8 protein-coding genes are annotated in these 12,275 nt (G+C 63.1%); 4 read left to right on the forward strand and 4 right to left on the reverse strand.

Annotated features, from left to right (window positions below; translation table 11 throughout):
- Positions 1-12 precede the first annotated feature (12 nt).
- Positions 13-750, reverse strand: coding sequence for a DUF481 domain-containing protein (locus tag CR152_RS23010; RefSeq protein WP_099882674.1), 738 nt, complete (start codon positions 748-750; stop codon positions 13-15).
- A gap of 585 nt (positions 751-1,335) precedes the next feature.
- Between CR152_RS23010 and CR152_RS33195 the strand changes: the two genes are divergently transcribed.
- On the forward strand, positions 1,336-1,887 hold the full coding sequence (locus CR152_RS33195; RefSeq protein ID WP_157778677.1) for a hypothetical protein: 552 nt from the start codon (positions 1,336-1,338) through the stop codon (positions 1,885-1,887).
- Between the two features lies 1 nt (position 1,888).
- Complete coding sequence (locus CR152_RS23020) at positions 1,889-2,050, forward strand: cysteine peptidase family C39 domain-containing protein (RefSeq protein WP_157778678.1); 162 nt, start codon at positions 1,889-1,891, stop codon at positions 2,048-2,050.
- A gap of 103 nt (positions 2,051-2,153) precedes the next feature.
- On the opposite strand, the gene CR152_RS23025 is transcribed toward CR152_RS23020, so the two are convergent.
- Positions 2,154-2,627, reverse strand: coding sequence for a DUF4124 domain-containing protein (locus CR152_RS23025; RefSeq protein WP_099878868.1), 474 nt, complete (start codon positions 2,625-2,627; stop codon positions 2,154-2,156).
- Positions 2,628-2,854: 227 nt separating this feature from the next.
- Here CR152_RS23025 and CR152_RS23030 point away from each other — a divergent pair, with 227 nt between their 5' ends.
- Both CR152_RS23030 and CR152_RS23035 read left to right on the forward strand, forming a co-directional pair.
- Positions 2,855-5,107, forward strand: coding sequence for a hybrid sensor histidine kinase/response regulator (locus CR152_RS23030; protein ID WP_099878870.1), 2,253 nt, complete (start codon positions 2,855-2,857; stop codon positions 5,105-5,107).
- Between the two features lie 57 nt (positions 5,108-5,164).
- On the forward strand, positions 5,165-6,373 hold the full coding sequence (locus tag CR152_RS23035) for a DUF2863 family protein (protein WP_099878872.1): 1,209 nt from the start codon (positions 5,165-5,167) through the stop codon (positions 6,371-6,373).
- A 94-nt stretch (positions 6,374-6,467) separates the two neighbouring features.
- On the opposite strand, the gene CR152_RS23040 is transcribed toward CR152_RS23035, so the two are convergent.
- Positions 6,468-9,041, reverse strand: a complete 2,574-nt coding sequence (locus tag CR152_RS23040) for an eCIS core domain-containing protein (RefSeq protein WP_229413528.1) — start codon at positions 9,039-9,041, stop codon at positions 6,468-6,470.
- A 228-nt stretch (positions 9,042-9,269) separates the two neighbouring features.
- Positions 9,270-12,167, reverse strand: coding sequence for a bifunctional diguanylate cyclase/phosphodiesterase (locus CR152_RS23045; RefSeq protein ID WP_099878874.1), 2,898 nt, complete (start codon positions 12,165-12,167; stop codon positions 9,270-9,272).
- Positions 12,168-12,275 lie beyond the last annotated feature (108 nt).

Genomic DNA, 12,275 nt, shown 5'->3' on the forward strand with positions numbered 1-12,275 from the left:
TCCGGGCGGCGCTCAGAACGAATAGACGAGCGTGAGCGAGGTCTGGGTGTCGGTATTTTTCTTGTCGGCCGGGACATTCGTGTCGTTCCGGGCGATAAAGGCCGCCTTCATCTGCATGGTGCCGTTGATCCTGGTGCTCAGGGCCGCCTCGGCAATCGAGTGCGTGTTCGAGGTGCCGCGCTCGACGCTGACGATCTGCGAGAACAGCGCGTTCTGGCTGACCTGCCAGCGCAAGGCGGCGGCGCCGCGCACGGTAAAGCCGCTTTCGGGTTCGCCCGTGGCCCGTTCGCCGCTGAAATAGCCCGGACCGATTTCGATATCGACGCTGGCCGCCGGTGAGTCGTACCAGCGCGTGCTGCGCCCGACCGCCATGGTGTTGTACCTGCTGTAAGCACCGAACTTGTCGCCCACGTGGGCCGCCAGCACGAAGAGTTTTTCGTGGTCCTTGACCAGTTTGTAGGCAGCCTTGGCCGAGAGCGAATAGCGTTCGGCCGAGCGCCGGGAGGTACTGTTGCCTTCGCGGTCGGTGACTTCGTCTTCCTTGAAGTGGCCGGCGGCGACATACTGGTTGCTCCAGTCATCGAGTTCCTGGCGCACATCGATTTTCCCCGTGACCGAGGTGCCGGCGGTGTTGCCCGAGGTACTGATGGCGCCCAATTCGGCGGAGGTGTGCCAGCTGGCATCGGGGCGGTCGTCGGCGAAGGCCGGCGCGCAGGCCACGACCAGCGCGAGAAGCGGTAGGAGTTTCATGAGCGTGTTGGTGCGGGTGAAAGATTGCCGGCATTGTAACCGAGCTTCGGCAAGGATGCCCGTCCGGCTGCCGGTCGTCTCTGCCTTCCAGCCGTCCAGTCCTTGGCGCGCGCCGCGCGATCGGCGCAAAAAAAGATTGAACTTCATTTTTGCGCGGGTGGTCTATAGCCACTTTACTGTTGCTGTAATGCGTTCCTGACGGGGCTGCGTCTTTCCACCCTTGGGAACGCGCCATGGATTCTGGATCGGACGTCTGACGCCGCGCGTTAAACGGCCTCGTCCATGTCAGCGACTTGGAGATTCAGTTGAATCTTGCACCGATACGCATTGAAGTCATCGAGGCCCGCCGTCGGCGTAAAGCCGGTGCCATTGTGCTGGCGCGCCCGGTACCGATTTTTCACGCCGCCCGCCTACCGCTGGATCTCCCCGCAGAGGCGGCCGAATGCGGGCTGGCCAGCTTGGCGATGGCTGACTCCCTCATGGCGAGAAGCGGTAGGCGTTTCGTGAGCGTGTTGAGATCATTGCCTGATGTACGAACCAAAGCAGCCGCAGGAAGTTATTGCGGCTGCATCGAAGGAGTCTGTCATGCCTATTTCGCTTGATCGTCCCGTATCTCTCCCAGCGAGGACACTGCCCCCATTCGTCTTTTTCCCTACAGTACGCGCACACAGCTTTTGGCGGTATTTCTGGCCGTTTCAATCTGTAAAACAATTTATGTTAATTATCACAGAAAGTCTGGTCGCGGCCATCATATGTATCCTACTGGCACCTCAATCAACGCGGCCAGATGCCAGAGCCTTCCTTGATGGCGGTTTTCTCCTGGCCGTACTACGCTCCAACGGGTGCGAGGCATTACCAAGCAAAATAACAATTGCAACCACCCGCGGCCCAGCTCGCCAGTTGATGCCAATGATCGAGCAGATTTTTGTGGAGCGTGAATATACGCGTGCCCCTTTGCCCGCCAGTGGCGACCATATCCATTTTCTTCCACCCTCGGCGGCCGGGCCAAGCTGGTTTTACTCACCTGAGCAGGATATCGAGTTAGCCGTAGTTTACGACAACATCATTGAAGTGCGAGGGCCTAAAAACACGCTTTACTCGATTGAGATGTTTCCGCGCTGGAAGCTGGAGGAATAACATGTCCACGGCACCGTTCTTTCGCGGCGCGCGGTTGCCGCTGATTTTCCACGCGGAGGTGGCTGAATGCGGACTGGCTTGCCTTGCGGTGGTCGCCTCCTATCTCGGCTTGCGCACCGATCTGGCGACGCTGCGCGGACACTCAACGGCACCAGCATGCTGACGCTGACCGAATACCGCCGTGCGTACTGGCTGGCGATGAAAACCGCCACAATTAACCGCAACTGTCGATCCCACCATCCCCGGCGCGTCGAACGCGCCGGTTTTTACTGCAGACCTGCGAGACGCTGCGAGCGGGCTGACTGCGCGGCGCTGTCCTGCAACATCAGGCTGTGACGCGCCGCCTTGAGCGTGGCGATGTCGCGTGCCAGTCCGCCGCCGGCGCCGGGCTTGCGCACTACCGGCAGTTCGCGCCGCGGCAGCGCCGCCTGCGAGGCGGTATAGCGTTCGACCACCAGCGCCGTCACGGTCGCGGCCGCCGTCGACTCGCCGCTGATGATGGTCTGGCGCTCTTCCTCGACCCCGGCCTCGGCCTGAGGCTCGGCACTGGCCGGCTCGGTTCCGCTCGCCACCACCACCGCCACGGCCTGGGCCTGTTGCGGACAATGCGCATCGGTCAGCGTGACCTTGCCGTCATGGTCGATGCACTTGACGATCGCGATCGCCGGATCGGCAAACACGGTCGATGAGAGCATCAGGCCGGCGAAGAAAATGCTGCGGGTAAGGGTAGGGTGAATCATGGTCGTGCTCCTGTTTGCGAATGAGTCCATTTTGCGCAGTTCGTCGTTCCCTATCTGTTCGTTACCACACGCTGTTGTTTTTACATTGAACTTTCGCTCTAGAAATTATTATTCCCGCGTAAATTTATGCGCACGGTTGGGCGCATCAGGCACGGCGCGTATGAGGAAAGTACAATGTTCCACATAAGCGGACTCAGCACCCGCACTTATGACAGGCGACAATTCGCATGCGTATCCGGACCTATTTGTTCCTGATGGCCGCCGGCATCCTGGTGCCGGTGGTGGTGTTCGCCGGACTGGCCCTCGGCATGCTGCAAAACGCCGAGCGCGAGGCCGCACTGCGCGGGCTCAAGGAAACCTCGAACAGCATCGCCTTGCTGGTCGACCGCGAGCTCTACAGCGCTGAAGCGGGCCTGCGCGTGCTGGGCGGCTCGCCCTCCCTGGCGCAAGGCGACCTCAAGGGCTTTTATGCGCAGGCCCGCCGCGCCAACCGCGGCAGTACCGGCTGGACCGTGCTGCTCGACGAGCATGGCCAGCAACTGATCAATACCATCCGTCCCTACGGCAGCGCCTTGCCCTCGCACACCGCTCCGGCGCTGGTGAAACACGTGATCGCGACCCAGAAAACCTATGTGTCGGACGTCATTCCCGGCCCCGTGGTCAAGGGCCTGGTGACCACGGTCAACGTGCCGGTGCCGATCGACGAGGGCAAGCGCTACGTGCTGTCGGTGGCGTTTTCGACCGACCATTTCACGCGCCTGATCGCCAGCGTCGATATGCCGCCCGGCTGGCTGGTCGGCATCATCGACAGCCAGGGGCGCTTCATCGCGCGCAACCACAACCCGGAAGGCTTGATCGGCAAGCCGGCCCGTCCCGAACTGGTCGCCGCGGCGCGCCAGGCGCACAGCGGGCAGATTCGCCACAATACGGTGGAAGGCACCGAGGCGTACGACGTGTTCACCCATTCGACCCTGTCCGGCTGGACCCTGGCCGTGGCCGCGCCCGTTGAGCTGATCGAACGCTCGGCGCGCCACGCCGCATTCGTGGCCGGCATGGGTTTGCTGGCGGCGATGCTGTGCGCAGCGGCGCTGGCCGCGTATTTCGGGCGCCAGCATGTACGCTCGATCGCGCGCGCGGTCAAGGCCGCCACCGACCTGGGTGCGGGCCAGGCGCCGCGCCGGGTGCACTCGCGCGTGGACGAAATGAACGAGCTGCACGACGCCCTGCATGCGGCCGGCGAGCAAATGCTGCAAGCCCAGGCTTACCGGCGCAACGCCGAGATCGAGCGCCAGGCCCTGCTCGATGCCGAAAAGACAGCGCGCCAGATGGCCGAGCAGCAAAACAGTGCCAAGGACCAGTTCCTCGCCATGCTCGGACACGAACTGCGCAATCCGCTGGCCCCGATCAGCACCGCCGCCCAGCTGCTGCGCCTGCAGCCAGACGACGCCAAGCGGGTGCGCTACGCCAGCGACGTCATTTCACGCCAGGTCGAGCACATCAACAGCTTGCTGGGCGACATGCTGGACGTCTCGCGCGTCACGCGCGGGCTGGTCACCCTGAACATGGAAGAGATCGAACTCGACGCCATCCTCGACCGCGCGCTGGAACAGACCCACAGCCTGGTCGAGTCGGCGCATCACCGGGTCGAGCTGGCCCTGCCGCCGACCCCGATCCGCATGCGCGGCGACAGGACGCGCCTGACCCAGATCTTCGCCAACCTGCTCAACAATGCGGCCAAGTACACGCCGCCCAACGGCCGCATCGGCATCGATGCCAAGGTCGATGACGGCCACGTCGTGGTGACGGTCAGCGACACCGGCGAAGGACTGGCGCCGGAACTGGCGCCGCGCGTGTTCGACCTGTTTTCGCAGGGCGAGCGCAAGCCGGACCGCGCCCAGGGCGGACTCGGACTCGGCCTGGCGCTGGTGCAAAGCCTGGTCCAGCTGCATGGCGGCAGCATCACGGCGTCGAGCCCGGGACCGGGGCTGGGCAGCAGCTTTACCGTGACCCTGCCGTGCGAGCCCAGAGACAGCGCACCGCTGCCGGCGCCGCGGCGCCGGCGCGGCGATGCGCGCGGACCGGCGCTGCGCGTGATGATCGTGGACGACAATGTCGACGGTGCCATCAGCCTGTCGCTGTTCCTCGAAGCGGCCGGCGGGCACAATGTGTGCACCTATTACGATGCCAGCGCGGCATTGGCCCGGGCCGCGTCGGAAGCGCCGGACGTGTTCATCCTCGACATCGGCCTGCCCGACATCACCGGCTACGAGCTGGCGCGCCAGTTGCGCGCAATGGCGCAGTTCCGCGATGCGCTGTTCATCGCGCTGACCGGGTACGGCCAGCCGCAGGACCGCGAACAGGCGCGCGAAGCCGGTTTCGACCATCATCTGGCCAAGCCGGCCGATCCGCAGCACGTGCTGGAACTGCTGAGCCGGCCACGCAAGGCGGAGGCGCGCCGCGCCGCCAGCGTCCGCAGTTAGCCGCCGGCCGGGCAATTTGTTACCATGTCGGCTCTTTCGTCATCCATCCAGCCTCCCATGCCCAAAAACAAGCGCCCCGTTCCCCGCAAATCCCACGTCCCGGCGCAGGAGGATGACGATGTGCTGGCCCAGCAGCTGGCCGATCTCGCGCTCGCGCTGGCCGAACAGGAACACGATGACGATGGCGACGCCGAGGCGCTGCGCCTGAAGGACGTCGACTTTGGGCGGCTGCTGCGCAACGCCTTGCGCAAGAAGAATGACGAGGTGCTGTACGGCGCCATCGAACGCACGCGCTACACCGACGCCGGCGCTTACCAGCTGCTGCGCGAGCGCACCGAAGAAGCGGCCGGCAGCGTCACCCTGCGCCGCGAAAAGGGCCCGGAAATGGAAATCAACGCCTTTGCGCTGCCGGTATTCGTGCACAGCACGGGCGGCCTGAAGGAAGCGGAAGGCTTTGCCGACGGCGACGCCTTCGAGCAGCTGGTCGAGAGCTTCAAGCAGGGCGGGCTGGAAAGCCCGCAAGCGACGGTGGTGATGATCAGCCACGCCTACGACCTCGACGAAGTCGATGCCATCACCTACAGCCACCTGAACGACATGGTGCGCGACGCGGCCGGCTCGATGACCGAAAAGAAACTGGTGGCGCGCCCCGCGCTGGAACGCAGCATGACCGGCTGGGCGCAAACGCATTTCGGCCCGGCCGACAAGGCGGTCGAACTGCGCTTCCTGCTGGGGTTCGCGATGAAGCGCGCCGATGACCCGTTTTACGCGGCCCCGGCCGGCGAAGCGGCGGCCGATGCCTGGTTCGAGGCGCGCATGGAACGCTACCGCGCCTGGACGGTGCAGGCCGCGCCGCTGGTCAAGCGCTGCCTGGGGGCCGATCCGGCGGCGCTCGAGCTGCACTTTCTGTACCAGGATCTGTTCTACGGCGCCAAGGAGCAGGGCGTGGCGGAACTGGCAATGCTGCAGATGATCACCGACGTGAACGCGGCGCTGGAAGCGGGCGCGGTGCCCGCGGGCGAGGTGCGCGCGGTGGTCGGGCCGGCGGCGGTGGAAGATGAAATGGTGATGCGGGTCAATCTGAGCGGCCCTGCGGGCGTGCTGCTGGCCTCGCTGGAAAAGCCGCTCGACGTGGCCGCCGACCTGCAGGGCGAGGTGGACGACCTGTGCGACGCCCTCGGTTCGCTCGGCATGACCGCCATCTGGGTGGCGCAGCGCTTCGGCGAGGATGGCCAGCCGCAGGGCGCCGTCGCGTACGCAGGCTAGGGGGCGCGCACCAGCCGGTCGAAGAACAGGAAGCGCTAGCGCAGCCTCCGAGGGGCACGCGCGGCGCCGTCAGTATCATCTGGCCGTTACGTCGTCAGCCACGCTTGACCCACCAATAGTGATTCCCGTTGTGAATCACATACACGTCCGCGCCGCCGTTGCCGACGACAACCGGCGCGATGCCCGGCAAGACAGTGTCGATGTGCACCGTGACGGCGGGCGCGCCGCCGTCCGGATAGAGCTCCCCCAGCACATGCTGCGTAATGATGTCGACCACGCGCGTGGTCGCCGGCAGATATCCCTCGCTGTCGACACCGGCGAGGTTGGCCTGTACCAGGGAGTCTCGTATCAGCGCCGCCTGTGCTCTTGTTATCTTCCTGCCCACCGCGTTCGCGATCGCGAAGATCAAACAGTTGTTCCCGTCGGAATCGCCATATTGCAGCGAACCTCCATAGTGCTGCGCCAGCCCCTCAACGGTTTTCTGCTTCTTTCCGGTTGGAAGATTTTTGTTCGTCACCAGATTCTCAAACTTTTTCTTGCCGAGACCGTCCAATGGCATGGCTTTTCCATGAGGCGACTCCTCGAAGTCCTGCAACGCTTCGTCGTAGCGCCGGACCCGGGTCTTCGCCCGTTCCCGCTTCGGCTCGACACTGGCGACCAATTTCTTCTTTTTGTTGAAAGTGTCGAAGTCCTTGGCTGTTTTCCGGAATGGGCCATGAAGGTGTTTCCTCAGCAAACCATGACGCCCCTCCAGCATTCCCAACAATCTTTCATGCTTGCGTAAGGCGTGCCGTGCAGCCTTCCGTTCGCGGGCATCGTCGTTCTCCTTTGCCTCATGCAGCCGTTCCAGGTCCATCAATATTTTGCGGTTCAGTATTTTTATTTCCAGGCCAAGCGTGTTCAGGAACGTCTTGCGCTTGCGCTCCCGAGTGCTCAAGCTGTCCTGTTCGCTATGTATCAACCCAGTATCGTCCTCGCTGTCGGACGACGACGCTTCGTCGAGCGATTCGTCGCCGTCACTGCGCTTCATGCGAAGCGCCTTGCGCAGATATCGATCCGTGTCCGTTGCCGTACTGCCTTCCTGCTCGGCGATCGTCTTCATGAACGAGTCGGTCAGGATACGTCGGCCCGACCGCGTACGCTTGGTTCCACGCTTCGCTCCAGCAGTGCGCTTTTCTTCTTCTTGCTCCGCAAGGTGAGCATCGAGGAGCATCTTTTTGTTAAGTAAAAAAATCGCCTTGTTTTGCGGGTAGGTGAACAAGGTTTTTTTCTCATTCGGAGGAAAGCCGATGTCAATCGGGCCGGGATAGATATGCCGCAGCCTCTTCATCGAGTCAGCTCCTTCCGGCAGCTGGGGTAACATGCGCGTCAAGCCTGCGCCTTTCGGCAATGCCATCCACTTCTTCGTGTTGTCCAGTTCTTTCTGGCGCCACGCATTTTCGTTCAGCCGCTTTTTGCTCACCAGGTTGGGCGGTGTATGGAAATTCTGAAACATCGACATGTGAAACGGGATCAGTTGCAGGTCCTGGTCAAGCCCGGGGTCGAGCGGGACCTGCCCATCGCGCAATGGTATCTCGGTGCCGGAGCGCACCGCCCCGTCGATTGCGTCTTGTTTGCCATCATGTCGTTCAAGCGCAGCATGCAAGGCCTTCGACATTTGCGCGTACGAATAATCGTTGTCGCCCTCCTTGCTGATGTCTGCCAGCGCGCCCGTCCGCCGCCGCTTGGTCTTGCCTACCGTGGTATAGACGCGCCTGGCTTTCTGGTCCGAGCGCACTGTGTATGTTTCCGCAGCCAGGGACTCATCGTTTGACTGGTCTTCCATGGATTGCTCGTCCGACGACTCACCATACGTCGGTTCTTCCACGGATTCATCTTCCGACAACTCACCGTGCGGCTCCACGTCCATGGATTGCTCGTCGGACGACTCGTCCTTGTTCGACCGGTTCGACGGCTCTTCATCCTCTTCATCCGACTCGTCGTCACTGAACCGCTGCGCCACCGCGCCGGTCGCTGCCGTGATGGCCGTTCCTGACTGGACATTGCGTGGTCCGGCGTCCGCACCCGTGGATTGCAACTGCGCCGCCTTCGCGCCCATCACGTCGGCCTCGTGTTCGTGGGCCTTGTCGTCGTTCACGAGCACACCGCCGTGCATCTGCATCGTCGGCTTTACCCGTCCCTGCGCCTGCTGCACCACATGCCAGGCTTCATGGGGCAGATGCCGTTCCTGGCCCGGGCCGATGTGAATGTCCGTTCCCTGGGCATAGGCGTGCGCGTTGAGTTGGGCCGCTTTTCCGGAGTTGTAGTGCACGCGCACCCCATCCATCCGCATGCCCGACAGCGTTTCGATGCCAGCCTTGAGCTGGTCTGGCAGGCCGGTGCGATTGGGTGCCGGTTGGGCCGCTCTCTGCACAAAGCCCGTCGGTCCTGTTTCGCCGCGTGGGGATGCCGCTTTTTCCAGCCGCTGCGCGGTTCCACCACGGATCATTGCCTGTTGCGCAAGCTGCGCCGCCATCCTTGGGCTTTGCGAAATGAGATCCGCAAACTGCCGTTGCGCTACCGCGGCAGGGCGCTGATCGACCAGTGCGCCCGCCTTGGCCGGGGATGGAACCTTGGCAGCGGTAGCATCCTGTTGCCTTGCAGCGTGACTGCGCGCGAAAACGGCCATAGCTCCCCTCATTGCGTTGCACTGATGACGCGCAGGGCCCTCGACCAATGCCCCCAGCGGGTGCGCAACGCGGATTGCGCAGCTGGCATGAAGCAATGGAACAGGGCTACGTGGCATAAAAGACTACACGCTGCATCGCCCCCTGTCCACAAATCGTTGCCCTGGAATGTTACTGCTGTAAAAAATTCTCAACGAGAATAAATAAAATAAGGGCCTGGCGGCGCCAGCTCAGGGGGTAAGCGGACGCGGCTTTCCAACCCAGTACCCCTGCGCGAAATCGACCCCGATCGCCTTCAGGCTGGCCAGGATGGACGAATCGGTCACGTACTCGGCAATCGTCTTGCGCCCCATCATGTGGCTGATATCGTTGGTAAAGCGCACCATTTCAAAATCGACCTGGCTGGACGACATCATCTGGATGAACGAGCCATCAATCTTGATGTAGTTTACCGGTAGCTGCTTGAGGTAGGAAAACGAGGTCATGCCGGTGCCGAAATCGTCCAGCGAAAAGCGGCAGCCGCGCGCCGCGAAGGCTTCGATGAAGGCAATCGTCTTTTGCATATCGGCAATTGCGCCATTTTCCGTGATCTCGAAACACAGTTTGTCGGCCGGCACGTCGGAAGCGTCGATCAGGTCCGCCGCGAACTTGTGAAAACTGGGGTCGCCCAGGGAGCGGCGCGACAGGTTGATGCTGCACGTTTCCAGCGCCTCCATATGCTCCGGATTGCCGGCAAGCCATTCGAGGGTGCGCGTCAGCACCCAGCGGTCGATCTTGACGATCACGTCGTAGCGCTCGGCGGCCGGCAGGAACACGGACGGCCCGATCGGCCCGTTGCGGCCATTGCGCATGCGCAGCAGGATTTCATAGTGGCGCGGGGCATCGCCATCGTCGAGCGGGAGGATCGGCTGGTAGTACAGCTGCAGCTGGTCGTTCTGGAAGGCGTGCGTCAGGCGCGTGACCCAGTGCATGTCGCTGCGCCGCTGGGCAAAGTCGAGGTCGCCCTTGTAGTGCACATAGATGCGGTTGCGCCCGCGGTCCTTGGCGAGGTAGCAGGCGTGGTCGGCGCGCCGCATGGCTTCCTCGACATTGATGGTGCCGGCGTCGATCGGGGTCAGGCCGATCGAGACGCCGAGCTGGAATACGCGGCCCTTGCAGACGTAGCGGAAGGTGCGGGTGGCGTCGAGGATCTTTTGCGCCACCGCCATCGCTTCATCGACGCCGCAATGTTCGACGATGAGCGCGAATTCGTCGCCGCCGATGCGCGCCAGGGTGTCGCGTTCGCGCACGTGCTCGCTGTAAGTGGTGGCCAGGCGCTTGAGCAGGTCGTCCCCGGCCTGGTGCCCGCAGGTATCGTTGACCACCTTGAACTGGTCCAGGTCCATGTAGAGCAGGGCGGCACAGGCCCCGCCCGGGTGTTGCGCGCGTTCGATGGCGCGTTCGAGGCGCAGCTCGAACTCGCGCCGGTTGACCAGGCCGGTGAGCGCGTCATGGCTGGCTTCGAAGCCAAGCCGGCGCAGCAGGCGCTTCGATTCGGTGACATCGTGGATGATCAGTACCGTGCCGATCAGCTCGCCGTCATCGAGGATCACCGGCGCCACGGCGTTCTCGACCGCGAAACGCTGGCCGTCCCGGCTGATCAGGGTGGCATGCGGCAGGGTGTCGGTAGTCAGGTGCTCGCCCAGGCAGCGCTCGATCGCGGCAAAGGTGGCGTCGCTGGCGGCGACTTCCTCGATCTGCAGCACGTCGCGAAAGCGCAAGCCGCGCGCGGCCGCTTCCGCGATGCCGATCATGCGCTCGGCGGCGGGGTTGACCGACATGATGACGCCGTTACGGTCGGCCGTGATCACGCCGTCGGTGATCGCGGCCAGGGTCACCAGGGCGCGTTCCTTCTCGGCGGCCGCCGTCAGTTCCGTGTGTTTCAGCTTGCTGACGTCGTGCAACACGGCGATGGCCACCCGCGCCACGCCGTCGCTGTCGACGATGGCGGCGGTGGTAACGTCCAGGTGCAGGCGTTCGCCGTCATCGCGCTCATACATCAGGTTCTGGATGCGCGGACTGTCCTGTCCGGTTACGGCGCGCGTCAGCGGCAAGTCTTCGGCCCGGATGCGGGCGCCGCTGGCGTCGACGAAGGCATAGTTGTCATAGTCATGGAAACTGTTGATGCCGGAAAAATCGCGCCCCAACATGCCGGCCGCGGCCCGGTTCTGGTAGGTCAGCCGGCCGGACGGGACGTCAGCCAGCACAATGCCCGATGGCATTTGTTCCAGGATGTCGGCGAAGCGCGAGCGTTCCTGGCGCAGTTGCGACAGCAGACCCTCTTTCTCCTCTTCGGCCAGCTTGAGGTTGTCGATGCCCACGCAGGCGCCGAGGAACTGCATCGGGCCATCTTCGATGCCGCGGTGCCAGTTGGCGCGCAGAAAGAACCACTGGCAGGCGCCATCGTGGCGCAGGAAGCGCAGCTCGGTTTCGATGGGGGCAAGGCAGGGATCAAGCCGGGTGTTTTCCAGCAAGGTGCGAAAGCGGGCGCGGTCGTCGGGGTGCACGAACTCCAGGCAGGCATCGAAGTCGAGCTCGCGCGCTTCGCCCTCGTAGCCGAGCAGTTCGAGCAGGTGGCGCGATACCTCGACCTGGCCGCTGTCGACCTTCCACTTCCAGGTGCCGGCCTGGGCCGCGCGCAGGATCAGGTCGATCTCCTGTTTTTCCTTTTCGCACTGTTCCAGCAGCCGGTGGCGGGTCAAGTCCATGGTGATCTTGGAAAAGCCCAGCAGTTGCCCGTCATCGCCGCGCAGCGCGGTGAGGGCGATGTGGGCCCAGAACAGGCTGCCGTCCTTGCGCTTGCGCCAGGTTTCCTCGCTATAAAACCCCAGCTCGGCCGCCTTGGCCAGGTTATGCTGGGGCCAGCCGTGTTCGCGGTCCTGGTCTGTATACAAGAGCGACAAATGGCTGCCGATGGCGTCGTCGGCCGTGTAGCCCTTCATATCTTGAGCACCTCGGTTCCATACGGTAATATATCCGTGCGGATCCATCAGGAATACCGCCACGTCGCGGATCCCGACCACCATCAGGCGGTAGAGCTCGGCGGCTTCATGCTGCGGCAATGCGGATGCCAGGAATCGTTCGGACATGCGATACCCCCACCTTTAAAAGGTGCAAAAAAGCTTAGATAGATGTGGCCGCCACAAGTTCCCGGGTTTTGAAAATTTTTTATATGCTACACAATTGACTTTTATTCA

The sequence above is a fragment of the Massilia violaceinigra genome (assembly GCF_002752675.1).
Classification (GTDB): domain Bacteria; phylum Pseudomonadota; class Gammaproteobacteria; order Burkholderiales; family Burkholderiaceae_D; genus Telluria_A; species Telluria_A violaceinigra.

Excerpts from the sequence above, each read along its gene's own strand:
- CR152_RS23035 (WP_099878872.1), top strand. The coding sequence starts at position 5,165 with ATGCCCAAAAACAAGCGCCCCGTTCCCCGCAAATCCCACGTCCCGGCG.
- CR152_RS33195 (WP_157778677.1), top strand. The coding sequence starts at position 1,336 with ATGCCTATTTCGCTTGATCGTCCCGTATCTCTCCCAGCGAGGACACTG.
- CR152_RS23025 (WP_099878868.1), bottom strand. The coding sequence starts at position 2,627 with ATGATTCACCCTACCCTTACCCGCAGCATTTTCTTCGCCGGCCTGATG.
- CR152_RS23010 (WP_099882674.1), bottom strand. The coding sequence starts at position 750 with ATGAAACTCCTACCGCTTCTCGCGCTGGTCGTGGCCTGCGCGCCGGCC.
- CR152_RS23045 (WP_099878874.1), bottom strand. The coding sequence starts at position 12,167 with ATGTCCGAACGATTCCTGGCATCCGCATTGCCGCAGCATGAAGCCGCC.
- CR152_RS23030 (WP_099878870.1), top strand. The coding sequence starts at position 2,855 with ATGCGTATCCGGACCTATTTGTTCCTGATGGCCGCCGGCATCCTGGTG.
- CR152_RS23020 (WP_157778678.1), top strand. The coding sequence starts at position 1,889 with ATGTCCACGGCACCGTTCTTTCGCGGCGCGCGGTTGCCGCTGATTTTC.
- CR152_RS23040 (WP_229413528.1), bottom strand. The coding sequence starts at position 9,041 with ATGGCCGTTTTCGCGCGCAGTCACGCTGCAAGGCAACAGGATGCTACC.